The organism is Pseudomonas sp. COR18 (assembly GCF_048568395.1).
Taxonomy (GTDB): domain Bacteria; phylum Pseudomonadota; class Gammaproteobacteria; order Pseudomonadales; family Pseudomonadaceae; genus Aquipseudomonas; species Aquipseudomonas fuscovaginae_B.
Window position 1 is genome coordinate 2,128,271 of the sequence record NZ_CP183808.1, and the last position, 25,460, is coordinate 2,153,730.

Here is a 25,460-nt window from a genome sequence, read left to right on the forward strand (position 1 = left end):
AACCGGCCCAAGGTATGGAGCAGAACAGGGCTGCCAAGCCCGAAACAAAAACGCCCGGCCTTCACAGACCGGGCGTTTCCATTGCGCGAAGCGCCACTCAGGACTGAGAAGTCGGCGCCGACGGAGCCGGGGCCGCAGCCGGAGCGGCTGGAGCAGCCGGGGACACCGAATTGGTGGTGGTCGGTGCCACCGCCGGTTTCGCCGCGGCAGGAGTTGCCGGCTTGGCAACGGCCGGCTTGGCCGCCGCTGGCTTTTTCACCGCTGCAGGCTTCGCGGCAGGTTTGGCTGCCGGTTTTGCAGCGGCCGGCTTCGCAGCAGGCTTGGCCGCTGGTTTCGCGGCGGGTTTGGCCGCGGCTACCGGCTTGGCTGCTGGCTTCGCGGCTGGCTTGGCAGCCGCCGTCTTGGCCGCAGGCTTGGCGGCGGGTTTTGCAGCCGGCTTGGCTGCCGGTTTGGCCGCAGCGGTTTTAGCTGCCGGCTTGGCGGCGGGTTTGGCCGCAGCCTTGGCCAGCGGCTTGGCCGCCGTCTTCGCTGCCGGTTTGGCTGCCGCCGCTTTCGCCGCCACCGGGGTCACCTTCTGGCCAGTGAGTTGCTCGATCTGCCTGGTCAGGGTGTCGACCTTGCTGTGCAGGGCCTTGACCTCATTGCGGCTGGGAACGCCCAGGCGCGAGATGGCACTGTTCAGACGCTTGTCGAAAGCCTCCTCCAGTTCGTCCCACTTGCCCAGGGCGCGTTCCTTGACGCCGGTGATGCGCGACTTGGCCGAACCGGCGGAGTCCTTGGCCGCCTCGACAGTCTTGCCCACTGCACTCTTGGTCAGCTTCTCGGCTTTCTCACCGTCCTTCACCAGGCTCTCGAAGACCTTGCTGCCGTCACTGTCGATTTTCGAGTACACGCCTAAACCGGCCAGCCAGATCTTGCGGGAGTATTGCTCAACCTTCCCGATCCACGAGCTGCCTTCTTTCTCAGTATTCTTCTTGCCAGCCATCCCGTTCTCCTTAATGTTTACGCGCGACACGTTCGAGCAATGCCGTCAACTCATCGAGCTTAGCAGAGAGTGCCTCAACGTCATGTTTAGACGGAATCCCGATGCGATTCAAGGCACTGGCGACACGGCTGTCGAACGCTTTCTCGACCTTGTCTAGTTGCACTTCGACCCGACCCTTGAGGCCGCTGACATCGCTCTTCACGCTGTCGATCTGGCTGTTGGCGGCTTCAAGCTTTGCGTCGACAGCCTTTTTCCCTTCCTTTTCAATTGCTTGGCCGGCCTTGACGAGTTCCTGGAAGTACTCGCTGCCTTCCTTGCCGACCTTGGCGTAGGCGCCCAGACCCGCCAACCAGATCCTGCGGGCATAGAGTTTCACTTCAGCCAGGGCGGTGGGCTGAACGTCGGATTTTTTCTTCAGACTGACTTTGGCCATGGTGCACCTCACACGTGAACGGTTGGAGGAACTGCCCGCGCAAGCGGGGACTGCAGCACAAAGTAGTGGCAAAAATTAGAATGGGCACCCTAACCGATGTGGCCAGGGGTCACTTGTGGAAACCGGATTCACCCGTGGCAGCCGGCTCCCACAGGATTGACTGCCACAGGTTCGGATCCGACGGGTTCAGGCCAGCGCCTTGTCCAGCGCCTTCTCGATCTCGCTCTTGATGGTGCCGCTCATGGCCGACATCAGCATGCCCAGCTCGACATCCACCCTGATCCGGTCCTCGGCGATCGTCACCTCGCCGCTGACGCCGGAGCGCTTGAGGCTGACGGTATCACCCGACCAACGCGGCGCCAGGCCATACTGGTCAGCCAGTTTCTGCACCAGCGCCTCGGCCTTCTCACGCGCACCTGCCAGACCGAGATGATGGGCACGCTCGACACTAATCCGGGCCATCGATTGACTCCTGTTCCATGAATGTAGGCCGGGGCGGCCTTGAACTGCGCTGCGTCAATCCGCCCCGGTCGCCCACTATACTTACATTCCGCCTTTGCCAAGACAAAGCCGGCTACCGGGATTAGAATGGCCCGCATTCTCTTCTGGTGACAGCGATATGACTGATCAGCGCAAAGGCAGCGATGCCGAACCCACCACACACTTCGGCTACAAGAATGTGCCGGAAAGCGAAAAGGCCGGCAAAGTCGCCGAAGTCTTTCACTCGGTGGCCGCCAAGTACGACCTGATGAACGACGTCCTTTCCGGCGGCATGCACCGCCTGTGGAAGCGTTTCACCATCGAGCTGTCGGGCGTGCGCCCCGGTAACCGGGTGCTGGACATCGCCGGCGGCACCGGCGACCTGGCGGCGAAGTTCTCGCACCTGGTGGGTCCCACCGGCCAGGTGGTGCTGGCCGATATCAACGCCTCCATGCTCAAGGTCGGCCGTGATCGCCTGCTGGATCGCGGGGTGGCCGGCAATATCGAGTTCGTCCAGGCCGACGCCGAGAAGCTGCCGTTCCCGGACAACCACTTCGACTGCGTGACCATCGCCTTCGGCCTGCGCAACGTCACCCACAAGGAAGATGCCCTGCGCTCCATGCTGCGGGTGCTCAAGCCCGGTGGCCGCCTGCTGGTGCTGGAGTTCTCCAAGCCGACCAACGCGCTGATGTCCAAGGTCTACGACGCCTACTCGTTCGCCTTCATGCCACTGGCCGGCAAGCTGATCACCAACGACTCGGAAAGCTATCGCTACCTGGCCGAATCGATCCGCATGCACCCGGACCAGGAAACGCTCAAGTCGATGATGGTGGACGCCGGCTTCGACCGCGTGACCTACCACAACATGACTTCGGGCATCGTCGCCCTGCACCGCGGCATCAAGCCCTGATGCTGCTCAGCGGCCTTCTCGCCGGCGTCGAACACGGCCTCAACCGTGTGCTGCGCCTGGACAGCACTGCCCTGGGCCGTCTCGGGCACCTGACGGGCAAGGTCATCGAGGTCGACAGCCCGGCCTTGAAGCTGTTCATCCTGCCCAGCGACGAAGGCCTGCTGCTGGCCGCCCACTGGGCCGCCGAGGCCGACTGCATCCTCCGTGCGTCCACCACCAGCCTGCTCAACCTGGCCCTGAGCAAGGACAAGAGCGCCGTGCTGCATGGCCCGGACGTGCACCTGGAAGGCGACAGCGCGGTGCTGCTGGACCTGGCCGGGGTGCTGCAGGACCTGGAGCTGGACTGGGAGTACGAGTTGTCGCGCTGGCTCGGCCCGGTCGCCACGCAACTGGTCAGTGGCCACCTGCGCAGCCGTGCCGGCTGGTACCGGCAGGGTTTCGCCAGCCTGAACCAGAACCTGGCCGAGTACCTCAGCGAAGAGTCGCGGGCACTGGTCGGCAAACACGAGGCCGAAGCCCGTTTCGCCGAACTCGACCGGCTCAAGCTCGATCTAGAACGACTCGAGGCACGTTTCGAACGCCTCTCCCGATCCCTCAATTCCAGCGATAACGCATGAAGCTGCTCGCCGTCCGCCGTCTGTTACGCATTCTGAGCGTGGTCATCCGCTACCGTCTCGATGACCTGCTGTTCGACCTGCCCCTGCCCTGGTTCCTCCTGGCATTGCGTTTCGCCCTGCCGTGGCGCTGGTTGCCGCGCAAGCCGCTGGACCTGAGCCGCGGTGCACGGCTGCGCCTGGCCCTGCAGGACCTGGGACCGATCTTCATCAAGTTCGGGCAGATCCTCTCGACCCGTCGCGACCTGCTGCCCGAGGACATCGCCGACGAGCTGATGCTGCTGCAGGACCGTGTCCCACCGTTCGACCCGCAGAAAGCCGTGGAGCTGATCGAGTCGCAACTGGGCCGCAAGATCGGCGAAGTCTTCAGCCGCTTCGACATCGAACCGCTGGCCTCGGCCTCGGTGGCCCAGGTCCACGCCGCGCAGCTCAAGAGCGGCGAGGAAGTGGTGGTGAAAGTCATCCGTCCAGGTCTCAAGCCGGTGATTGCCCAGGACCTGGCCTGGCTGTTCCTGCTCGCCCGCACGGCCGAGCGGCTCTCCGCCGACGCCCGCCTGCTGCACCCGGTGGACGTGGTCAGCGACTACGAGAAGACCATCTACGACGAGCTCGACCTGCTGCGCGAGGCGGCCAATGCCAGCCAGTTGCGGCGCAACTTCGAAGGCTCGGACATGATGTACGTGCCCCAGGTCTACTGGGACTGGTGCCGGCCTAAGGTGCTGGTGATGGAGCGCATCTACGGCATCCAGGTCACCGACCTCGCGACCCTGGCCGACCAGCGTACCGACATGAAGCTGCTCGCCGAACGCGGCGTGGAGATATTCTTCACCCAGGTGTTCCGCGACAGCTTCTTCCACGCCGACATGCACCCCGGCAATATCTTCGTCAGCACCGTCAAGCCGTGGAGTCCGCAGTACATCGCCATCGACTGCGGCATCGTCGGCAGCCTGACCCCACAGGACCAGGACTACCTGGCCCGCAACCTGTTCGCCTTCTTCAAGCGTGACTACCGCCGCGTCGCCCAGTTGCATATCGACTCGGGCTGGGTTCCGGCGGACACCCGACTCAACGAGTTCGAGGCGGCGATCCGCACCGTCTGCGAACCGATCTTCGAAAAGCCGCTGAAGGACATCTCCTTCGGCCAGGTGCTGATGCGCCTGTTCCAGACCGCGCGGCGCTTCAACATGGAAGTCCAGCCACAGCTGGTGCTGCTGCAGAAGACCCTGCTCAACATCGAAGGCCTGGGCCGCCAGCTGTACCCGGAACTGGACCTGTGGAGCACCGCGCAGCCGTTCCTCGAACGCTGGATGCGCGAACGGGTCAGCCCGAAAACCCTGCTGGGCAACCTGCAGAGCCAGGTCGAGCAACTGCCGCACCTGGCCAACATGACCCGCGACCTGCTCGAACGCCTGTCGCAGCCCCATGCCGCCGACCCGCAGCCGCCGTACAAAAAGCGCAAGGACGACTGGCTGCTGCGTCTGCTCGGCTCGCTGCATCTTGGGGGAGGCGCGTTTCTCGCCGCCAACGGGCCGCTGCACGAATGGGGTCACTGGCCGGCGGCAGTCATGCTGGCCATTGGTTTGTATCTGGTCGTGCGCCGATAGCCAGCAAGGCTCGCGGCTGGCAAACTGTTCATTCGCCGAGGCCCAACCACGCAGGTTGCGCCCGGTTGTCGGAGTCGAAAATGAAAGACTGGCTGGACGAGATCAAGTGGGACAGCGACGGCCTGGTGCCGGCGATTGCCCAGGATCACAAGACCGGGCGCGTGCTGATGATGGCCTGGATGAACCGCGAGGCGCTGCAACTGACCGCTCGCGAGAACCGCGCCATCTACTGGTCACGTTCACGTGGCAAACTGTGGCGCAAGGGCGAGGAGTCCGGCCACGTGCAGCATCTGCATGAAATGCGCCTGGATTGCGACGCCGACGTGATCATCCTGATGGTCGAACAGGTCGGCGACATCGCCTGCCACACCGGCCGCCAAAGCTGCTTCTACCGCGTCTACGAAAACGACGGCTGGAAGACGGTCGATCCGGTCCTCAAGGACCCGCACAGCATCTACGCAGCAGGACACTGAACATGACTGATACCCTGACCCGCCTGGCCCAGGTACTGGAAGAGCGCAAGGGTGCGGCACCCGACAGTTCCTATGTCGCCAGCCTGTACCACAAGGGACTGAACAAGATTCTGGAAAAGGTCGGCGAGGAGTCCGTCGAAACCATCATCGCGGCCAAGGACGCAGCCCTCAGCGGCGACTGCAGCGACGTGATCTACGAAACCGCCGACCTGTGGTTCCACAGCCTGGTCATGCTCGCCCAGCTGGGCCAGCATCCGCAGGCCGTGCTGGATGAATTGGACCGTCGCTTCGGACTGTCCGGACACACCGAGAAAGCCTCGCGTCCGTCCGCCTGAACAACTTTTCGAGAGGAGAAACACCATGGGCATTTTTGACTGGAAACACTGGATCGTCATCCTGATCGTCGTCGTGCTGGTGTTTGGTACCAAGAAGCTGAAGAACCTCGGCACCGACGTCGGCGAGTCGATCAAGGGCTTTCGCAAGGCCATGAACGATGACGAGAAGCCGGCCGAGCCGGTAGTCCCGCCGACCGTGCAACCTGCCCAGCCGCAGCCGGGCGCCCAGCAGAACGCGCCACACACCATCGATGTACAGGCGCAGAAGGTCGAAGAGCCCCGCAATCATTCGTGAGCACTGAATAATGTTCGGTATCAGCTTCAGTGAACTGCTGCTCGTCGGCCTGGTGGCGCTGCTGGTCCTCGGCCCCGAGCGCCTGCCGGGTGCCGCGCGCACGGCTGGCCTGTGGGTCGGACGGCTGAAACGCAGCTTCAACGCGATCAAGCAGGAAGTGGAACGGGAAATCGGTGCCGACGAAATCCGTCGGCAACTGCACAACGAGCACATCCTGTCCCTGGAACAGGAGGCTCGCAAGATCCTGTCGCCGGTCCAGGAGCCGGCTCCCCAGGCTCAGCCCCAGAGCCAGCCGGCCGCCCAATCCGTGACCCAGCCGGCCGGTGAAACACCGCTGCCGAGCGACCTGCCACCGGCCACCGTCGCCCCGGGCGATGCCGTACCGGTGCTGGGCGCCGTCGAACCGGCCCCGCATGTTCCGGGCGAAACCGTCACTCCCGCGCCGACGCCAAGTGCGCCAGCTTCTCACGACCCAACTGTGCCGCCGCGAGCCCCATGAGCGATTTTCCGGAAAACGACCAGCAGATGCCGCTGGTCTCGCACCTTACCGAGTTGCGCACCCGCCTGCTGCGCTGTGTCGCGGCAACCTTCCTGATCTTTGCCGGGTTGTTCGCCTTCACCCAGCAGATCTACACCTTCGTCTCCACGCCATTGCGCCAGTACCTGCCGGCCGGCGCGACGATGATCGCCACCGACGTCTCCTCGCCGTTCCTGACGCCGCTCAAGCTGACCATGATGGTCTCGCTGTTCCTGGCGATCCCGGTGATCCTGCACCAGATCTGGGGTTTCATCGCCCCGGGTCTGTACAAGCATGAGAAACGCGTGGCCGTGCCGCTGCTGGTGTCCAGCATCATCCTGTTCTACACCGGCATGGCTTTCGCCTATTACCTGGTGTTCCCGCTGATCTTCAAGTTCTTCGCCGCCGCCACCCCGGCCGGCGTCGAGATGATGACCGACATCACCAGCTACCTCGACTTTGTCATGACGCTGTTCTTCGCCTTCGGCGTGGCGTTCGAGATCCCGGTGGCCGTGGTGCTGCTGGTGTGGATCGGCGTGGTCGACGTCAAGTACCTGAAGAAGATCCGCCCGTACGTGATCATCGGCTGCTTCGTGGTCGGCATGATCCTGACCCCGCCGGACGTGTTCTCGCAGACGTTGCTGGCGGTGCCGATGTGGCTGCTGTTCGAGATCGGCGTGCTGTTCGGCGGCCTGGTCAGCAAGCGTGGCGAGGCGTCGGAAGAGAAACCCACCGACACTGGCCCACAGCCGCCAGCCCCGCTCGCGTGAACCTGCTGCTTCTTGAAGAGGCCGACTTCATTGCGGCCGACCGGGTGGTGCTGCGTGACCGGCGCCTGACCCACATGCAGGAAGTCCATCGCGTCGCGGTGGGCGACAGCCTGCGGGTCGGCCGGCTCGGCGGGCTGATGGGCAATGCCCGGGTCCTGCACCTGGAGGCCGGTGAAGCCCAACTGCAGGTCAGCCTCGACCAGCCACCGCCGGCCAAGCTGCCGCTGACCCTGGTGCTCGCCCTGCCGCGTCCGAAGATGCTCCGCCGGGTCTTCCAGACCATCGCCACCATGGGCGTGCCCAGGCTGGTGCTGGTCAACAGTTACCGGGTGGAGAAGAGCTTCTGGCAGACACCGTTCCTGGAACCCGAGGCGATTCGCGAGCAACTGGTCCTGGGCCTGGAACAGACCCGCGACACCGTACTGCCGCAAGTCATCATCGAGAAGCGCTTCAAGCCTTTCGTCGAGGATCGCCTGCCGGCCATCAGCGCGGGCACCCTGGGCCTGGTCGGCCATCCGGGCCACTACCCGCCCTGCCCACGGGCGGTGGACGAACCGGTCACCCTCGCCATCGGCCCCGAAGGCGGCTGGATCCCCTACGAAATCGACCTGCTGGGCAAGGCCGGCCTGCAACCGGTGCAGCTCGGCGAACGGATCCTGCGGGTCGAAACCGCCGTCACCGCCCTGCTCGCCCGCCTGTTCTGAACGCTCCCGGGGCACCAGCAGACCTGTGGAAGCTGATGTTCCCCCCCAGAAGATCAGTTCCCACGGGTTCCGTGGGGTACATTGAAGGATCGCGGCGCTACAGAATCGCTCTACGCCGCCGATACAACGGCAATATTGGAAATCCGTCCGCCATCAGGCGTACGAGCGCCGTCAGGAGTCCGACCCATGTACCGTTGGCTAACCCAGAGCCTGGGCAATGTGAGCATCAACCTGAAACTCGGTATCGGCTTCGGCCTGGTACTGCTCCTGACCATGCTCATCACCTTCACCGGCTGGAGCGGCCTGGGTTCGGTGATCAACCGTGGCGACAAGCTGGGCTACATTTCCTCGCTGAACATGCTGACCAAGGACCTGCGTATCGCCCGCCTGGACTACGAGATGCGCAAGGGCGAACAGGGCCCGGGCACCGTCGCCGGCCTGCTGGACAAGCTGGAAAACGGCCTGCAAACAGCCCGCCAGCAGTTGCAGACCCCGGAAAGCATCACACTGATCGACCAGCAACTGGCCACCCTTGTCCAGTACAAGCGCGCGTTCGCCGACATGACCCAGGCCACGCAGAACCGCGAGGCCGCCCGCAGCAAACTCGGCGCCAGCGCCGACAATGCCGTCGCCAAGGTTGCAGAGGTCGAGAAATCGATGTTGCAGGGCGACAGCATCGCCCAGTTCAACAGCGTGATCGAGCTGAGCAAACTGATCCAGCAGGCCCGTTTCCAGGTTCGCGGCTACACCTACAGTGGCCGCAGTGATGCCGAGCAACCCGCACTGGATGCCATCGACAACGCTCTGAAGAACCTGGAGAGCCTGCCGGCCAGGCTGCCCGAGCAGCACCTGGCCAACCTGCAGCAGGCCAGCGACTCCCTCAAGGCCTATCGGGCTGCCGTCAGCGCCTTCCGCGACTCCCAGATCGCCAGCGCCCAGGCGCTCAAGAACATGGAGGAGCAAGGCAACCATCTGCTGGAACTGAGCAACCAACTGACCGACCTGCAGACCGCCCGCCGCGACAGCGATGCCGACCAGGCGAAGAGCCTGCTCGGCATTTCCGCCGGCCTGGCCCTGCTGTTCGGCATCATTGCCGCCTGGACCATCACCCGGCAGATCGTTACACCACTGCAGCAGACCCTCAAGGTGGTCGAGCGCGTTGCCTCCGGCGACCTCAGCGAGGACCTGCAAGTCAGCCGCCGCGACGAACTCGGCCAACTGCAGCGGGCCATGCAGAGCATGACCATCAGCCTGCGCAAGCTGATCGGCGGTATCAGCGATGGGGTCACCCAGATCGCCAGCGCCGCCGAGCAACTGTCGGCCGTGACCGAACAGACCAGCGCCGGGGTCAACAGCCAGAAGGCCGAGACCGACCAGGTCGCCACCGCCATGCACGAGATGACCGCCACCGTGCAGGAAGTGGCACGTAACGCCGAAGAGGCCTCGGAAGCCGCGGTCGCCGCCGACCAGCAGGCCCGCGAAGGCGACAAGGTGGTCGGCGAGGCCATCGCCCAGATCGAACGCCTGGCCGCCGAAGTCGGTCACTCCACCGAAGCCATGAGCCACCTCAAGGCCGAAAGCGACAAGATCGGCAGCGTGCTCGACGTGATCAAGTCGGTGGCCGAACAAACCAACCTGCTGGCCCTCAACGCCGCCATCGAGGCCGCCCGTGCCGGCGAGGCCGGGCGTGGTTTCGCCGTGGTCGCCGACGAAGTGCGCAGCCTGGCCCAACGCACCCAGAAATCCACCGAGGAAATCGAGGAACTGATCGTTGGCCTGCAAGGAGGCACCGACCAGGTGGCGACCATCATGGACAACAGCCGCAGCCTGACCGACAGCAGCGTCGAACTGACCCGCCGTGCCGGTGGCGCGCTGGGGAGCATCACCCGCACGGTGTCGGCGATCCAGACGATGAACCAGCAGATCGCTGCCGCCGCCGAGCAACAGAGCGCCGTGGCCGAGGAGATCAACCGCAGCGTGCTGAACGTGCGCGACGTGTCCGAACAGACCGCCTCGGCCAGCGAGGAAACCGCCGCCTCCAGCGTCGAACTGGCGCGCCTGGGCAATCACCTGCAAGTACTGGTCAGCCGCTTCCGTGTCTGACCCTGACCGAACTCAGTCGAGGTCGGCCAGCCAGGCGGTGTCCTTGAACCACTTGTCGTGGATCCGGTCGTAAGTGCCGTCCTCGGCGATCTGGTTCAGGAAGTGGTTGATCCAGTTCAGGCTGTCGTGGTCGCCTTTCTTCAGACCGAACGCCAGGCGCTCGTAGGTGAAGGGCTGGTCCAGACACAGCAGCTTGCCAGCCCCCAGCCGGTTCACCGCCACCAGGTTGTAGGGTGCATCATGGATGAAGGCGTCGGCCTTGCCGTCGAGCACATCGCGCACGCCCTCCTCCTCAGTGGCGTAACTGACCCGTTGGGCCTTGCCGATCAGCCTCTTCGCCACGATCTCACCGGTGGTGCCGGCCTTGACACGGATGCGGTAGGCGGCATCGTTCAGGTCCTCGAAACTCTGGACCTTGCCCCCCAGCTCCAGCGGAATCAGCATGGCCTGCCCCACCACCATGAAGGGATCGCTGAAGTTCAGGCGCAGGTTGCGCTCCGGGGTCAGGGTCATGCCGCTGGCGATCAGGTCGGTCTTGCCCGCCAGCAGGTCGGGGATCAGTTGCGGGTAGCTGCTGGGCAATATCTCCAGGCGCACCCCAAGGGCTTTGCTCATTTCATGCAGCAGATCGATCTCGAAACCCACCACCCGCCCCTGTCGGTCGGTCATCTGAAACGGCATGTAGGTCGGATTGGTCCCCACCTTGAGGCTGCCCCGCCTGACCGCTTCGTCGATGGCGCCCGCCTGGAGCCCGCAGGCCTGCAGGAATGCGGCAACGCCCAGCAGTATCGCCAGGTACCTTCTCGTCATGAAAACTCCTTGATCCATTTCCCGATGGGATCGCCCCGTCCGGTCTACGCGGAACTGGCGCAGGCCGGCGGGCACAATTTCGGGGCGCGATCCTAACGCACCCGAACAGGCCGTCGAGCGGATGTTTTGTTACCAAATGACAATGGGTACAGGCGGGAGAGAAACGGCTTGCAAGAGGTCGCATCCCCCCTGGAGCAGGCTCCAGGGGGGATGGAATCAGGCGGGTTGACCGATTGCCACAACAGGTTGCAGCGGCAGCAGCGGTGCATGCGGATCGGCCTTGACCGACGCACGCCAGGCATTGAGCCACTCGCCATGGCCTTCGCTCCAGACCTGCGCATGCAGGCGGCCCAGGGCAACCGGGTCACTGAGCAATTGCAGGCGGGCGTTGTTGTCGAGGCCCGCCGGGCCGACTTTCAAGGCATGCCGGACACGCTCGTTGCGCAGCCACTCGATCGGCTCGGCCTGCCGGTGACGGGAGGTCGCCAGGGCACAGGCCAGGGCGTTCTGCCGCGGGTCGACCACCGCCCGGACGAAACCGTCGTTCAGCGCGTGCCAGCGGTTCTCGTGGGTGTATTCGTCGGTCGCCAGCAGCGCCTGGGGCGGGTTGTATTCCTCGGGGATGAGGAACAGCTGCTCATCCTTCGAGCGCAGGCCCAGGTTGACCCGGCTGGAGATCACCGAAACCGGGATCGACAACATCAGCGAGCCGACGATCGGCACCAGCCACCACAGGAAGCTCGGGTTCAGCCAGATCACCAGCAGGGCCCAGAGGGCACCCAGCAGGGTCTGCGGACCGTGACGGCGCACCGCCTCGCTCCAGGGCGTGGAGTCGTCATCACGCTGCGGCGAGTTCCAGGTCGCCGCCCAGCCGAGGAACGCGGCCAGGACGAAACGGGTGTGGAAAATCATCCGCACTGGCGCCAGCAGCATGGAGAACAGCATCTCCAGCAGCATCGACACGGTCACCTTGAACTTGCCGCCGAACTCCTTCGCGCCCTTGGCCCAGATCAGGATGACGCTGAGCAGCTTGGGCAGGAACAGCAGCACGATGGTGGTGGAGAACAGCGCCACCGCCTTGTCCGGGTGCCATTGCGGCCACAGCGGATAGAGCTGGCGCGGCTCCATGAAGTACTGCGGCTCCATCAGCGTGTTGACCGCCAGCAGCGCCGTCGACAGCACCAGGAAGAAGAACCACAACGGTGCCGACAGGTAGGACATCACGCCGGTGAGGAACACCGCGCGATGCACCGGGTGCATGCCCTTGACCAGGAACAGGCGGAAGTTCATCAGGTTGCCGTGACACCAGCGGCGGTCGCGCTTGAGTTCGTCCAGCAGGTTCGGCGGCAATTCCTCGTAGCTGCCGGGCAGGTCGTAGGCGATCCACACGCCCCAGCCGGCACGACGCATCAGCGCGGCTTCGACGAAGTCGTGGGACAGGATCGCACCGGCGAACGCGCCCTTGCCGGGCAACGGCGCCAGGGCGCAGTGCTCGATGAACGGCTTCATGCGGATGATCGCGTTGTGACCCCAGTAGTGGGACTCGCCCAACTGCCAGAAGTGCAGGCCGGCGGTGAACAGCGGGCCGTAGACGCGGGTGGCGAACTGCTGCATGCGCGCATACAGGGTGTCCATGCCCGACGCCCTTGGCGCGGTCTGGATGATCCCGGCGTCCGGCGTGGCCTCCATCAGGCGCACCAGGCTGGTCAGGCATTCGCCGCTCATGACGCTGTCGGCGTCGAGCACCACCATGTACTTGTAGTCGCCCCCCCAGCGACGGCAGAAGTCGTCGAGGTTGCCGCTCTTGCGTTTCACGCGACGACGGCGGCGGCGGTAGAAGATCTTGCCGAAGCCCGAGGCCTCACGGCAGACATCCAGCCAGGCCTGCTGTTCGGCCACGCAGATATCGGTGTCGTTACTGTCGCTGAGGACGAAGAAGTCGAAACGGTCCAGGTCACCGGTGGCCGCGACCGACTCGAAGGTCGCCCGCAGGCCGGCGAACACCCGCGCCACGTCCTCGTTGCAGATCGGCATGACGATGGCCGTACGGGCATCCGCCGGGATCGGCTCGCTGCCGGCGCTGGCGCCGGAGATACGGTACTTGTCATGCCCGGTGAGCAGTTCGAGGAACCCCATCAGCGCGGTCCAGAAACCGGCCGAAACCCAGCAGAACAGAATCCCGAACATCACCAGGATGGTGGTCTGCAGGACATAGGGCAGCACCTGCCGGGCGGTCTGCAGGACCGGCTGGTGCAGGACCTCGTTGAGGTCGACGAACGACCAGCCCTGGTAAGGCATGATGCCTTTCATGTACCAGCCGGCGACGATGGTCTGGCCAAGCATCAGAATCAGCAGGATGTAGCGTCGGATCGAGCCCACGGTACGCCAGCGGGCATGAGGCAGCTCGCGCCTGTCGTCCTTGGGTGCCGGCGGGTTGCTGCGCCCGGTCAGGCGCCGCCAGGCACGGACCAGGATATTGGTCCGCCAGGGCTCGGGAACGACCCGGGTGCGCCGGATCGGCGGAGTGGCCTTGAGGCACACCCGGCCGCTGGCGTCCACCGAGAGCATCTCGGCATCTTCCAGGTCGGCGGCGCTGTCGAGGGTCAGGCGACGCCCCACCGAGGCTTGTGCAGCCTCGGCGGAGTCGGCGGACGGTTGCGCACCGAGCCGCTCATGCAACTCGGCGAACGACTTGCAGTTCGCCAACTCGGCGCGCTGCTCGGTACTAAGCGGCAGGTGCGCCAGATACTCGGAGAGAGCCTCTGGCTGGGCGATAGGATTACTCATCGGCAGGCAACTGGTAGCTCCAGGTCTCGGTCAGGACTTGTTCGGTTCTGGCCGGCTCCGGGGTGGTTGGGGCAGCCTCGGCAGCCGGCGCCGGGGCGTCGTGCTCTTTCTTGTCCTTGGCCTTGTCTTTCTCTTGAGTCTTGGCCGCGTCCTTTTCCGCAGACTTGGCAGCGTCCTTGTCCTGGGCCTTGGCCGCTTCCTTCTCGTGCTTCTCCTGGGACTTGGCGGCAACCTTGTCGGCCTTGACCACCTGGGACGAAGCCTTCACCGGCTCGGCGGCAGCGATGTCCTTGACCAGCGCGGCGCGCAGCTCGGTGGACTTGCCCGGATCCTTGATCTTCAGGCGCAGGGTCAGGCGCCAGCCCTGGGTTTCCGGGTTGTAGCGCAGGCTGTTCTCGACCACTTCGGCGTTATCGCCGACGCTGACCTGGCTGCGCACCGGCGCATCTTCCGGCAGGGCCTTGAGGGACGGGCCCTCGAAATCGATCAGGTAGGCCACGCTGCCATCCGGCTGGCGGATCAGGTTCGACTGTTTGACGTCACCGGTGGACTTCAGGGTCTGCTTGACCCAGGCGCTGTCCGGCGAATGCAGGGCAGCTTCGTCCTGAGTCCAGTGCAGACGGTAGGCGAAGTTCATCGCTTCACCCGGCTGGGCGAGCTTTTCCGGGTTCCAGAAAGCCACGATGTTGTCGTTGGTTTCATCGGCGGTCGGGATCTCCACCAGGTCGACGGTGCCCTTGCCCCAATCGCCCTTCGGCTCGATCCAGGCGCTTGGACGCTTGTCGTAGCGGTCGTCGAGGTCTTCGTAGTGGCTGAAGTCGCGACCGCGCTGCAGCAGGCCGAAACCACGCGGGTTCTCCACGGAGAAGTTGCTCACCGCCAGGTGTTTCGGGTTGTTCAGCGGACGCCACAGCCACTCGCCGTTACCGGCATGGATCGACAGGCCGGCGGAGTCGTGCAGCTCGCGACGGTAGTTGAGGACTTTCGACGGCTGGTTGGCACCGAACAGGAACATGCTGGTCAGCGGGGCCACGCCCAGCTTGCCGACCTTGTCGCGCAGGAACATCTGCGCCTTGACGTCGACGATGGTGTCGGCACCCGGACGCAGGGTCAGGCGATAGGCGCCGGTCGCCCGTGGCGAGTCAAGCAGGGCGAAGATCACCAGGTGCTTGTCGGTCGGCTTGGGCTGCTGGATCCAGAACTCGGTGAAGCGCGGGAATTCCTCGCCGGACGGCAGGGCGGTATCGATCGCCATGCCACGGGCGGACAAGCCATAGGTCTGGCCCTTGCCCACGACGCGGAAATAGCTCGCGCCGAGCATGGTCATGATCTCGTCCTGCTTGTCGGCCTTGTTGATCGGATAAAGCACGCGGAAGCCGGCATAACCCAGCTGTTCGGTGGTTTTCGGATCGAATTTCAGGTCGCCGAAGTCGAAACGGCTCGGATCGTACTTGATCTCCGAGACGTCGTTGGCGGTGATTTCGTTGATTTTCACCGGCGTGTCGAAGTGCATGCCCTGGTGATAGAACGACAGCTTGAACGGCGTCTTCTGGTCAGCCCATTCGGCCTTGTCGGTCAGGAAGCGGATTTTCTGGTAGTCCGCGAACTTCATCTCCCGGAATTCGTTCGGCAGATTACTGCGCGGAGCCTCGTACTTCTGCCCGGCCAGGGTCTTCGCCTTGGCCGCCACATCGTCCAGATTGAATGCAAAGATTTGCCCGGCACTGAGCAGGCAAAGCAGTGCGGAGCCCGTCACCAGTGCTTTTCTCAACCCTCTGGCAGTCAATTTTGGTGCATTACAGGGACTAACAATCACGAGCAACCCTCGCCGAAAACAGATCAAAAAACCAACGGCTAGCTATCTATGCGCCAGGTTGGCGAGCATTGTTCCGACTCCCCTGGGGCGAAATGATTCCCCAAACGATGTCGGACAAGTCTCTACCTAATTCAAAATGGACCAACGAACGCTGATCCCCGTAGCGCGCGATTATCTAGTAGGCGGCGTTACAACGCATCAGGCGAAACAAAGTATTTATCGACAAAATGCCCTGTTTTCAGCCCGATACGCGGTTTTTTTCATTTTCAGGTGTGTAACAGGAAGGTTACCGGGCCATCATTGACCAGATGAACCTTCATGTCCGCCCCGAAACGTCCCGTCGCCACCTGACCATGCAACTGCTGCGCCTGTGCCACCACGTAGTCGAAAAGTTCTTCGGCCAGCGCCGGCGGCGCTGCCGTGGAGAAGCTCGGGCGTAGCCCGCTACGGGTATCGGCGGCCAGGGTGAACTGCGACACCAGCAGCAAACCGCCGCCGGTATCCGCCAGGGACAGGTTCATCTTGCCCTGGGGATCGCTGAACACCCGATAGTTAAGCAGCTTATGCAAGAGTTTGTCGGCGCTGGCCCGGGTGTCCCCGGGCTCGACGGCCAGCAGCACCAGCAAACCCTGGTCGATGGCACCCACCACCTGCCCCTCGACCTCGACCCGCGCGCCACTGACGCGCTGCAACAGGCCCCTCATGCTTCTTCGGGGGGCAGGTCGAGCAGGCGTCGCGCCATCTGGTTCGCGGCGCGCACCAGCGCATCGGTGATGCCCGGTTCAGAGGCGGCATGGCCAGCATCGCGAATCACCTGCAGTTCGCTGTTCGGCCAGGCCTGGTGCAGCGCCCAGGCGTTGTCCAGCGGGCAGATGGCATCGTAGCGGCCGTGCACGATCACGCCGGGCAGATGGGCGATCCGGTCCATGTCGCGGATCAGTTGATCGGGCTCCAGGAACGAATTGTTGGTGAAGTAATGGCACTCGATCCGCGCGATGGACAAGGCCCGCTGCGGCTCGGAGAAACGATCGACCACCAGCGGGTTCGGCCGCAGGGTCGCGGTACGTCCTTCCCACAGCGACCAGGCCTTGGCCGCGTGCATCTGGGCGATCTGGTCGTTGCCGGTCAGGCGCTTGTGGAAGGCGCCAAGCAGGTCTTCGCGCTCATCCGCCGGGATCGGCGCCACATAATCCTGCCAGTAGTCGGGGAACAGGCGGCTGGCGCCGTTCTGGTAGAGCCATTCGACATCCTGCGGACGTGCCAGGAAGATCCCCCGCAGGATCAGGCCATGGACCCGCTCGGGGTGGGTCTGCGCATAGGCCAGCGCCAGGGTCGAACCCCAGGAGCCGCCGAACAGCACCCATTTGTCGATACCCAGGTGCTCGCGAATCCGCTCCAGGTCCGCCACCAGATCCCAGGTGGTGTTGTTTTCCAGGCTGGCGTGTGGCGTCGAGCGACCGCAGCCACGCTGGTCGAAGGTCACGATCCGGTACAGGGTGGGGTCGAAATAGCAGCGGCTCTGGGCATCACAGCCGGCACCCGGGCCACCGTGAATGAAAACCACCGGCAAGCCCTCGGGCGAGCCACTTTCGTCGACGTACAGCACATGCGGCTCATCCACGGCCAGATCGTGCCGGGCGTAGGGTTTGATCTGCGGGTACAAAGTCTGCATCACGCGCTCCGTAAGGGTCGGGGTCATCCCTGAGGGGACTTCTTTGATTGTGCCGTCCGGCATCATAAACCCGAATCACGCAAACGGCATGTCCTTGTCAAAAGCGCGGTTGTTTGCTGGCAACTAGCCGTTTGGTCAGTGTTCAAATCGGCTCGATGAGCGATTCAATAAGGAGCGTCAAACCGAGCGGCAGGAGCCGCTTTCCGTGGCTGCCCATAGCCAGAAAAGACAGGGAGTTCCCGATGAACCAGCACCGCTTGCCCGATCTGCTCGTCTACCCGGAAAAAGCCGTTATCGTCGCCGACAGCGAAATGTTTGTCCGCGGCCTACGTGAACTGGGGCTGGAAGCCAGTCTACTGGGCAGCCTGGAAAGGCTGCCGGCACAGAGCCTGGCATTTTCCTTTTCCCGCCAGGGCGCCCGGCAACTCTATCAGCGAGCGGCGCGCACCGCGCACAAACAGACCCTGCTGTGCCCACTGCATGCCTTCGATACCGGCCTGGAGAACGCGCTCTACAGCCTGATGCTGTTGCTGCGCTGCGATTTCGCCGACTGCCTCAGGCGCCAGCAGCACTACCTGACGCTGCTCAACGGCCTGCGCCGCCTGCACCTGACCAGCGCCAACAGCCGGGCCGAGGTCTGGCTCAACGGCAACTGCGCACCCTATGCCCTGACCCGCAACGAGATCGGCGAGAGCTTCGTGCTGTCGGTCACCGAGCTGTTCGAGGTGCACTATGCCCACATGCGGCCCGACTGCCCGGATATTTTCCAGGTCAGCGGCGTACTGCATGTCAGCGGCCTGCTGCTGTCGCGCAGCAGCCGGGCGCGGCCATTGCCCGACGGCCTCGTGGACGACATGCGCCGGCTGGCGGCACAGGTCGCCCATCACGATGCCTGGTTGCGCATCGAACACAACCAGGTGCGCTCGTTCGTGGTCGCGGGGGAGGAATACCTCCAATTGCTGAGCCAGGCCGCCGGACACCGCGGACTGTATCTGAGCGAGTTCGCCATCGGCGTGAACGACGCCATCGGGCCGAACATCAACTACCTGCGCAACTCACCAATAAACGAAGGCATCCTGGGCGTGCATGTCGCCCTGGGCGATGGGCTCAACGGCTATCACATCGACTTCCTCAGCCCCGGCATCGAGGTGCTTCCCGGCTGATGTCACGGTGACCGACCAGGCTGGCCGGCCTGTCGGAGACGGCAGGAAGACTCCACTCAACGCCCGTAGCGCTCACGCCCCCAGGCCAGCAGCCCCTGCAGCAGCTCCTTGAGCACCACCCGCGTCGGCTCGGCCAGATCGCTGCGATAGTTGAACGGCTCGAACTCTTCCATGTAGTTGCACTGGCCCAGCTCCAGTTGCACGGCATGGATGTGCTCGGCCGGATTGCCGTAGTGACGGGTGATGTGCCCGCCCTTGAAGCGTCCGTTCAGCACGTGGCTGTAGGCCAGATGCCCGGCACAGATCGCCTCCAGCCGTGCAGCCAGTCGGGCATCGCAACTGGCGCCATTGAAGGTGCCGAGGTTGAAATCCGGCAACTTGCCTTCGAACAGGTGCGGGATCACCGAACGGATCGAATGGGCGTCGAACAGCAGCGCATAGCCGAACTCGGCCTTGAGCCGCGCCAGCTCCTCCTGCAGGGTCCGGTGGTACGGCGTCCAGACCTGCTCCAGGTAACCCGCCCGCTCCTGCGCGGAGGGCTCGCGGCCGGCCTGGAACAGCGGCACGCCATCGAACAGCGTCGCCGGGTAAAGCCCGGTGGTGGCGCCGGCGTACAGCGGCTTGTCGTCGGACGGACGGTTGAGGTCGATGACAAAACGCGAGTACTCGGCGGCCAGGGTGCTGGCGCCCAGTTCTTCGGCAAAGTCATAGAGCCTGGGAATATGCCAGTCGGTGTCCGGCAGGCTGCGGGCCTCGGGAATCAGCCCGTCACGGACCGCCGGCGTCAGTTTCAGCCCGGCGTGGGGCATGCTGATCAGCAGCGGCACCCGGCCTTTCTTGAAGTTCAGGACGTTATCCACAAGCACTCTCCTAGATCACTACGTCAATACCGTGGCGAACCACGCGTTTGCCCAGGTCGCCGCCCAGCCAGTAGGCGAGGTCCGCCGGCCGCTCGATCTGCCAGGCGACGAAGTCAGCGACCTTGCCGACCTCGAGGGATCCATGGCTATCGCCCATGCCCAGGGCCGTGGCGGCGTGCAGGGTGACCCCGGCCAGAGCTTCCTCCGGGGTCATGCGGAACAGGGTGCAGGCCATGTTCAGCATCAGGCGCAGGGACAGGCCCGGCGAGGTCCCGGGGTTGAGGTCGGTGGCAATGGCGATCTTCACGCCGTGCCGACGCAGGGCCTCCATCGGCGGCAGCTGGGTTTCACGCAGGAAATAGAAGGCACCGGGCAGCAACACCGCCACCGTGCCCGCCGCCGCCATGGCGATGGCGTCCTCCTCGGTCATGAACTCCAGGTGATCGGCGGACAACGCCTGGTAGCGCGCCGCCAGGCTCGAACCGTGCAGCGAGGACAACTGCTCGGCGTGCAGTTTCACCGGCAGACCCAGGCGCTGCGCGACCTGGAACACCCGCTCGACCTGGGCCGGGGAGAACGCCAGGTATTCGCAGAACGCGTCGACCGCGTCCACCAGCCCCTCGGCGGCCAGCGCCGGGAGCATGTCGTTGCAGATATGCTCGATGTAGTCGTCGGCGCGATCCTTGTATTCCGGCGGCAGCGCATGGGCCGCCAGGCAGGTGGTGCGCACGCTGACCGGCAGTTCCTCGCCGAGACGACGGGCGACCTTGAGCATCTTGCGTTCGTTTTCCAGGTCCAGGCCATAGCCGGACTTGATCTCGACGCTGGTCACGCCATCGCGCAGCAGGCAGCTCAGGCGCTGCCGGGCACTGGCGAACAGTTGCTCCTCGCTGGCCGCGCGGGTCGCCCGCACGGTGCTGGCGATACCGCCGCCAGCGGCGGCGATCTCGGCGTAGCTGACACCCTGCAGGCGCTGCTCGAACTCGCCGCTGCGGTTGCCGCCGAACACCGTGTGGGTGTGGCAGTCGATCAGCCCCGGTGTGACCCAGGCCCCAGCCAGGTCATGGACCTGTGGATAATCCGCCGCCGGCAGCTCGGCGCGTGGGCCGATCCAGTCAATCTTCGAGGCCACGGTCACGATGGCGGCATCCTCGATGATCGAGTAGGTGCCTTGCGCCATGCTTGCAACGTGACAGTTGTGCCAGAGCGTTTTCATCCGGGGCCTCCGTGGGCTATCGATGAGACAGGGAAGGATCTTGGGCGACCCGTGCCGCCTGGGCCGCCGCCGGCTTGACCCAGATCAGGTACGCCAGCACCAGCAGGCCGAGCCACACCGCACCGACGATCAGCGCCGGCCGGCTGTCCGGGAACCAGCCCAGCACGCCGAAGATGAAGATCATGAAGGTGATGGCGGCAATCGGGGCATAGGGCCAGAACGGCACGGGGAACTTGAGCTGGGCGGCCTCTTCACGGCTCATCGAGCGGCGCATGGCAACCTGGGTGACCAGGATCATGAACCACACCCAGACGGTGGCGAAGGTGGCGATCGAGGCGATCAGCAGGAACACGTTTTCCGGGATCAGGTAGTTCAGCAGCACGCCACCGAGCAGCGCCGCGCCCATGACCACCACGGTCATCCACGGCACGCCGGCACGGGACAACGTGGCAAAGGCCTTGGGCGCCTGCCCCTGCTGGGCCAGGCCGTACATCATGCGGCCGGCACCGAAGATATCGCTGTTGATCGCCGACACCGCCGCCGAGATCACCACGATATTGAGAATGGTCGCCGCCGAGCCGATCCCCAGATTCTGGAAGATCTGCACGAAAGGGCTGCCCTGGCTGCCGATCTGCGGCCAGGGGTAAATGGACATCAGCACCAGCAGGGTCAGCACGTAAAACAGCAGGATCCGCACCGGCACCGCGTTGATCGCCTTGGGGATGACCCGCTGCGGGTCGCGGGCCTCGCCGGCGGTGACGCCGATGATCTCGATGCCGCCAAAGGCGAACATCACCACCGCGAAGGAAGCGATGATGCCGGCCACGCCGTTGGGCATGAAGCCGCCATGGGCCCAGAGATTGCCGATACCGACCTCGGCAGACGGCGTGGCGGTACTGATGCCGAAGAACATGATGCCGAAGCCGCCGAGGATCATCGCGACGATCGCGCCGACCTTGAGCAGCGACAGCCAGAATTCCATTTCACCGAAGACCTTCACCGCGCACAGGTTCAGCGCGCCGATGAAGAACACGATACCCAGGACCCAGATCCAGCGATCGACCTCCGGGAACCAGAAACCCATGTAGATACCGAAGGCGGTGACGTCAGCCAGGCCGACGATGACCATCTCGAAGGCATAGGTCCAGCCGAGGATGAAGCCCGACATCGGGCCGACATAGGTACTGGCGTACTGGCCGAAGGAACCGGACACCGGGTTGTGCACCGCCATCTCGCCGAGGGCGCGCATCACCATGAACACCGCGGCACCACCGATCAGGTAGGCCAGCAGCACGGCCGGGCCGGCCATCTGGATCGCCGAGGCGGAGCCATAGAACAGGCCCGTGCCGATGGCGGAACCCAGTGCCATGAAGCGAATGTGTCGGGCGGAAAGCCCGCGTTTCAAACCTTTTACTGGCTGTTGCATTACTCGTCCTTAATTATTCTTATCGGTACAGGTCGACAAGAATCAGACTTGGGGCGAAGGTCTTGCGGCCACCCGGCCGCAAAAAGGGGTCGCAGAGTACCCAACCCGACCCGCTCAGGCAAAAAGCATCTGCCCGGTGGTGCCGCGAATCTGTGGCAGCCGGCTCGCTTTTGTAGGAGCCGGCTTGCTGGCGATCCGCCAAAGGCGGTCATTCATCACCCTTCGCGGCCAAGCTCGCCCCACAGGGCCGCCGCTCAAACAGGCCGCGGCCCCCAGTCCATTCCTGTGTAACGCTCGGCGCTTACAGGCTCGGCAGCAACTTCGCAGGCACCAGCGCGGTCAGGCAGCGCGACGCCAACAGTTCGGTGGCGGCCTCGATGTCCGGGGCGAAGAAACGGTCCTTGTCGTAGTAGGCGACCTTTTCCCGCAGGGTCGCGCGCGCGGTTTCCAGGGTCGGCGAGGTTTTAAGGCCATTGCGCAGGTCCAGGCCCTGGCAGGCGGCCAGCCACTCGACAGCGAGAATTCCGCGGGTGTTTTCAGCCATTTCCCACAAACGCTTGCCGGCAGCCGGCGCCATGGACACGTGGTCCTCCTGGTTCGCCGAGGTCGGCAGGCTGTCGACGCTGTGCGGATGGGCCAAGGCCTTGTTGTCGCTGGCCAGCGCCGCGGCGGTCACCTGGGCGATCATGAAGCCGGAGTTGACGCCACCGTTGGCCACCAGGAACGGCGGCAACTGCGACATGTGCTTGTCCATCATCAGCGAGATGCGGCGCTCGCTCAGCGAACCGATCTCGGCAATCGCCAGGGCCATGTTGTCGGCGGCCATGGCCACCGGCTCGGCGTGGAAGTTGCCACCGGAGATCACATCCCCCTGGGCAGCGAACACCAGCGGGTTGTCGGAAACGGCGTTGGCCTCGACCACCAGCACCTCGGCCGCCTGGCGGAACTGGGTCAGGCAGGCGCCCATGACTTGCGGCTGACAGCGCAGGGAGTAAGGGTCCTGGACCTTCTCGCAGTTCTGGTGCGAATCGGACACTTCGCTGCGCTCGCCGAGCAGGTGGCGATAGCTCGCCGCGGCGTCGATCTGGCCGCGCTGGCCACGCGCTTCATGGATACGCGCATCGAACGGCGAACGCGAGCCCAGCACCGCCTCGACGGTCAGGCCACCGGCAACCAGCGCACCGGCGAACAGGTCCTCGCCTTCGAACAGGCCACGCAGGGCGAACGCGGTGGACACCTGGGTGCCGTTGAGCAGCGCCAGGCCCTCCTTCGCCGCCAGGGTCAGCGGTTGCAGGCCGGCCTGCTTCAGCGCGGCCGGCGCGTCCAGCCACTGGCCCTGGTAGCGGGCCTTGCCCTCGCCGAGCAGCACCAGCGACATGTGCGCCAGTGGCGCCAGGTCACCGGAGGCGCCGACGGAGCCCTTGAGCGGAATGTGCGGGTAGACCTCGGCATTGATCAAGGCGATCAGCGCATCGATCACCTGCCGGCGAATGCCGGAGAAACCGCGGCTCAGGCTGTTGACCTTGAGCACCATGATCAGCCGCACCAGGTCATCGCTGATCGGCTCGCCGACACCGGCGGCATGGGACAGCACCAGCGAACGCTGGAGGTTCTCCAGATCGGCGCTGGCGATGCGGGTCGACGCCAGCAGGCCAAAGCCGGTATTGATGCCGTAGGCGGTACGGTTCTCGGCCAGAATCTGCTCGACGCAGGCGACGCTGGCGTCGATCTGCGCGTCAGCGCTGGCGTCCAGGCTCAGTTGCACCGGCTGTTGGTACACGGCACGCAGTTGCGCCAGGGTCAGTTGGCCGGGAATAAGGTTCAACGCAGTCACATTCATGCTCCTTTTGAGAGTGTTATCAACTGCCAGTCGCTCCGGAAGCTTCCGTTATCCGTCGCTGTCCGCTTTTTGGGCGGATGGCGCCTTGGCACGCTGGCTATCTTTGTTTGAATCAGTTCAGGTTCGGCAATCTTTCGGGCAAGAGCCGCGGGTCGCGCAGCAGCGCCGCCACGGTGGCGATATCCGGTGCCAGCCAGCGGTCCTGGTCATAGGCCGGCACGTGCTCGCGCAGCAGCCTCCAGGCGACGTCGGTACCGGCGCCGAAGCGCTGTTCCTTGAGAAATTCGAAGGCCTGGGCCGCCAGCAGGTACTCGATGGCGAGGATCTGCGTGCAGTTCTCCAGCACCTGGTGCAACTTCAGCGCAGCGTTGGTGCCCAGGCTCAGGTGGTCTTCCTGCAGGCCCGAGGTCACGTAGTTGTCGAGCACCGCCGGTTGCGCCAACTGACGGTTCTGCGCGCAGAGGGACGCGGCGACGTACTGCACGATCATCATCCCCGAATTGACGCCCGGCTGGCTGACCAGGAATGCCGGCAGGCCGCTGACATGCGGGTTGATCAGGCGGTCGAGGCGCCGCTCGGCGATCGAGCCGATCTCCGCCATGGCGATCGCCAGCAGGTCCGCCGCCAGGGCGACCGACTGGCCATGGGGGTTGGCCTGGGAGATCACCCGGAAATCGTCCGGCGTGCCCAGCAGCAGCGGGTTGTCGGTGCAGCCGTTGAGTTCGTTCTCGACCTGCCGGGTAACGTGGGCCAGTTGGTCACGGGCCGCGCCGTGCACCTGCGGAATCGAGCGGATGCTCAGGGCGTCCTGGGTGCGGATGCCCTTGCTCGCGGCGATCACTTCGCTGCCGTCGAGCAGGCCACGCAAATTGCTGCCGACCTGTTGCATGCCCGGGTGCGGCTTGAGCGCGATGATCTCGGCGTCGAACGCGGCGATCTGACCGCGCTGGGCCTCGAAACTCATCGCCGCGGTGACGTCGGCCCATTGCGCCAGGCGGTTCGCGTCAGCCAGGGCCAGGCAGCTCAGGCCGGTCATGCACGGCGTGCCGTTGACCAGGCACAGCCCGTCCTTGGCACCCAGTTGCACCGGTTGCAGCCCCTCTTCGGCCAGGGCCTGCGCGGCAGGCACGATCCGGCCGCGATAGCTGACCTGGCCGACCCCGAGCAGGGCCACGCCGACATGGGCCATGTGGGTCAGGTAACCGACAGAACCCTGGGACGGCACCTGCGGGGTGATGCCGCGGTTGAGCAGCGCCAGCAGCGCCTCGACCACCTGGCGATGCAGGCCGGACCTGCCGTGGCTGTAGTTGATGATCGCCGCGCAAATGATCGCCCGGGTCTGTTCGTCGGCCAGTGCCGGGCCGACGCCGCATGCGTGGCTGAGCAGGGTATTGCGCGACAGCTGGCTCAGTTGCTCGCCGGACAGCGAAACGTTGGACAGCGCCCCCAGGCCGGTGTTGATGCCATAGGCGCGCTCGCCGCTGACGACGATGCGCTGGACGATCGCCTGGGCGTTGTCGATCCGCGCCCAGGTCTGCGGGGCCAGTTCCAGCAGCGCGCCGTGACGGGCGACCGCAACCACATCCTGCCAGCGCAATGGCGCATCGGCGATAACGATTTTCTCGACCTGGGACATATCCGACCTCA

General features: G+C 64.6%; 24 protein-coding genes and 1 pseudogene. 12 read left to right on the top strand and 13 right to left on the bottom strand.

The genetic code is table 11. From position 1 onward, the window contains the following. Positions 1-97 precede the first annotated feature (97 nt). The 3 genes from ACM62G_RS09815 to ACM62G_RS09825 form a co-directional block, all read right to left on the bottom strand. The gene (locus ACM62G_RS09815; RefSeq protein WP_054062071.1) at positions 98-985 is read right to left on the bottom strand and encodes a phasin family protein; all 888 of its coding nucleotides are present in this window, start codon (positions 983-985) and stop codon (positions 98-100) included. Between the two features lie 10 nt (positions 986-995). Next, positions 996-1,418 (bottom strand): phasin family protein, encoded by a 423-nt coding sequence (locus tag ACM62G_RS09820; RefSeq protein ID WP_054060524.1) that lies wholly within the window; start codon positions 1,416-1,418, stop codon positions 996-998. A gap of 186 nt (positions 1,419-1,604) precedes the next feature. After that, on the bottom strand, positions 1,605-1,880 hold the full coding sequence (locus ACM62G_RS09825) for a polyhydroxyalkanoic acid system family protein (protein WP_054060523.1): 276 nt from the start codon (positions 1,878-1,880) through the stop codon (positions 1,605-1,607). A 157-nt stretch (positions 1,881-2,037) separates the two neighbouring features. Here ACM62G_RS09825 and ubiE point away from each other — a divergent pair, with 157 nt between their 5' ends. The 11 genes and pseudogenes from ubiE (at position 2,038) to ACM62G_RS09880 (ending at position 10,223) form a co-directional block, all read left to right on the top strand. Beyond that, positions 2,038-2,808, top strand: a complete 771-nt coding sequence (gene ubiE, locus ACM62G_RS09830; protein ID WP_054060522.1) for a bifunctional demethylmenaquinone methyltransferase/2-methoxy-6-polyprenyl-1,4-benzoquinol methylase UbiE — start codon at positions 2,038-2,040, stop codon at positions 2,806-2,808. Continuing rightward, complete coding sequence (locus ACM62G_RS09835; protein ID WP_419737080.1) at positions 2,808-3,425, top strand: ubiquinone biosynthesis accessory factor UbiJ; 618 nt, start codon at positions 2,808-2,810, stop codon at positions 3,423-3,425. The genes ubiE and ACM62G_RS09835 overlap by 1 nt, the downstream gene beginning before the upstream one ends. Next, positions 3,422-5,026 carry a ubiquinone biosynthesis regulatory protein kinase UbiB gene (ubiB, locus tag ACM62G_RS09840; RefSeq protein ID WP_416771414.1) on the top strand — a complete coding sequence of 535 codons (1,605 nt, stop codon included), beginning with the start codon at positions 3,422-3,424 and terminating at the stop codon, positions 5,024-5,026. Before ACM62G_RS09835 ends, ubiB begins: the two co-directional genes overlap by 4 nt. An 80-nt stretch (positions 5,027-5,106) precedes the next feature. Beyond that, positions 5,107-5,499, top strand: coding sequence for a phosphoribosyl-AMP cyclohydrolase (gene hisI, locus ACM62G_RS09845; RefSeq protein WP_054060519.1), 393 nt, complete (start codon positions 5,107-5,109; stop codon positions 5,497-5,499). 2 nt (positions 5,500-5,501) lie between these two features. Beyond that, positions 5,502-5,834 (top strand): phosphoribosyl-ATP diphosphatase, encoded by a 333-nt coding sequence (locus tag ACM62G_RS09850; protein WP_419737081.1) that lies wholly within the window; start codon positions 5,502-5,504, stop codon positions 5,832-5,834. 25 nt (positions 5,835-5,859) lie between these two features. Beyond that, the gene (locus ACM62G_RS09855; protein WP_017903199.1) at positions 5,860-6,129 is read left to right on the top strand and encodes a twin-arginine translocase TatA/TatE family subunit; all 270 of its coding nucleotides are present in this window, start codon (positions 5,860-5,862) and stop codon (positions 6,127-6,129) included. Positions 6,130-6,139: 10 nt separating this feature from the next. After that, positions 6,140-6,628 (top strand): Sec-independent protein translocase protein TatB, encoded by a 489-nt coding sequence (gene tatB / locus ACM62G_RS09860; RefSeq protein WP_054062068.1) that lies wholly within the window; start codon positions 6,140-6,142, stop codon positions 6,626-6,628. Beyond that, positions 6,625-7,416 carry a twin-arginine translocase subunit TatC gene (gene tatC, locus ACM62G_RS09865; RefSeq protein WP_054060874.1) on the top strand — a complete coding sequence of 264 codons (792 nt, stop codon included), beginning with the start codon at positions 6,625-6,627 and terminating at the stop codon, positions 7,414-7,416. The genes tatB and tatC overlap by 4 nt, the downstream gene beginning before the upstream one ends. Then, a complete protein-coding gene (locus ACM62G_RS09870; RefSeq protein WP_273822609.1) occupies positions 7,413-8,120 on the top strand; it encodes a 16S rRNA (uracil(1498)-N(3))-methyltransferase in 708 nt (235 codons plus the stop codon). Before tatC ends, ACM62G_RS09870 begins: the two co-directional genes overlap by 4 nt. A 273-nt stretch (positions 8,121-8,393) precedes the next feature. Next, positions 8,394-9,317, top strand: a pseudogene (locus ACM62G_RS09875) (methyl-accepting chemotaxis protein); the annotation flags it as partial. A gap of 201 nt (positions 9,318-9,518) precedes the next feature. Beyond that, positions 9,519-10,223, top strand: coding sequence for a methyl-accepting chemotaxis protein (locus tag ACM62G_RS09880; protein WP_419737507.1), 705 nt, complete (start codon positions 9,519-9,521; stop codon positions 10,221-10,223). A 12-nt stretch (positions 10,224-10,235) separates the two neighbouring features. Here ACM62G_RS09880 and ACM62G_RS09885 read toward each other — a convergent pair whose 3' ends face one another. The 5 genes from ACM62G_RS09885 to pip form a co-directional block, all read right to left on the bottom strand. Then, complete coding sequence (locus ACM62G_RS09885) at positions 10,236-11,033, bottom strand: transporter substrate-binding domain-containing protein (protein WP_419737082.1); 798 nt, start codon at positions 11,031-11,033, stop codon at positions 10,236-10,238. A 216-nt stretch (positions 11,034-11,249) separates the two neighbouring features. Continuing rightward, a complete protein-coding gene (gene mdoH / locus ACM62G_RS09890) occupies positions 11,250-13,820 on the bottom strand; it encodes a glucans biosynthesis glucosyltransferase MdoH (protein ID WP_054060878.1) in 2,571 nt (856 codons plus the stop codon). Then, entirely contained in the window at positions 13,813-15,636 is a 1,824-nt protein-coding gene (locus ACM62G_RS09895; RefSeq protein WP_054060885.1) for a glucan biosynthesis protein G, read from the bottom strand. Before ACM62G_RS09895 ends, mdoH begins: the two co-directional genes overlap by 8 nt. 266 nt (positions 15,637-15,902) lie before the next feature. Continuing rightward, complete coding sequence (gene dtd, locus ACM62G_RS09900; RefSeq protein WP_054060879.1) at positions 15,903-16,340, bottom strand: D-aminoacyl-tRNA deacylase; 438 nt, start codon at positions 16,338-16,340, stop codon at positions 15,903-15,905. Continuing rightward, the gene (gene pip, locus ACM62G_RS09905; RefSeq protein ID WP_054060880.1) at positions 16,337-17,308 is read right to left on the bottom strand and encodes a prolyl aminopeptidase; all 972 of its coding nucleotides are present in this window, start codon (positions 17,306-17,308) and stop codon (positions 16,337-16,339) included. Before pip ends, dtd begins: the two co-directional genes overlap by 4 nt. A 242-nt stretch (positions 17,309-17,550) precedes the next feature. Between pip and ACM62G_RS09910 the strand changes: the two genes are divergently transcribed. Continuing rightward, a complete protein-coding gene (locus tag ACM62G_RS09910; RefSeq protein WP_054060881.1) occupies positions 17,551-18,471 on the top strand; it encodes a hypothetical protein in 921 nt (306 codons plus the stop codon). 56 nt (positions 18,472-18,527) lie between these two features. On the opposite strand, the gene hutG is transcribed toward ACM62G_RS09910, so the two are convergent. The 5 genes from hutG to ACM62G_RS09935 all read right to left on the bottom strand — a co-directional run bounded on the left by hutG (position 18,528) and on the right by ACM62G_RS09935 (position 25,449). After that, on the bottom strand, positions 18,528-19,331 hold the full coding sequence (gene hutG / locus ACM62G_RS09915) for an N-formylglutamate deformylase (RefSeq protein ID WP_273822616.1): 804 nt from the start codon (positions 19,329-19,331) through the stop codon (positions 18,528-18,530). Between the two features lie 10 nt (positions 19,332-19,341). Continuing rightward, positions 19,342-20,547 carry an imidazolonepropionase gene (hutI, locus tag ACM62G_RS09920; RefSeq protein ID WP_054060883.1) on the bottom strand — a complete coding sequence of 402 codons (1,206 nt, stop codon included), beginning with the start codon at positions 20,545-20,547 and terminating at the stop codon, positions 19,342-19,344. A gap of 16 nt (positions 20,548-20,563) precedes the next feature. Then, the gene (locus ACM62G_RS09925) at positions 20,564-21,973 is read right to left on the bottom strand and encodes an amino acid permease (protein WP_273822617.1); all 1,410 of its coding nucleotides are present in this window, start codon (positions 21,971-21,973) and stop codon (positions 20,564-20,566) included. Between the two features lie 301 nt (positions 21,974-22,274). Next, positions 22,275-23,813 carry a histidine ammonia-lyase gene (gene hutH / locus ACM62G_RS09930; protein ID WP_273822619.1) on the bottom strand — a complete coding sequence of 513 codons (1,539 nt, stop codon included), beginning with the start codon at positions 23,811-23,813 and terminating at the stop codon, positions 22,275-22,277. A 112-nt stretch (positions 23,814-23,925) separates the two neighbouring features. Continuing rightward, complete coding sequence (locus ACM62G_RS09935; protein ID WP_273822620.1) at positions 23,926-25,449, bottom strand: HAL/PAL/TAL family ammonia-lyase; 1,524 nt, start codon at positions 25,447-25,449, stop codon at positions 23,926-23,928. Positions 25,450-25,460 lie beyond the last annotated feature (11 nt).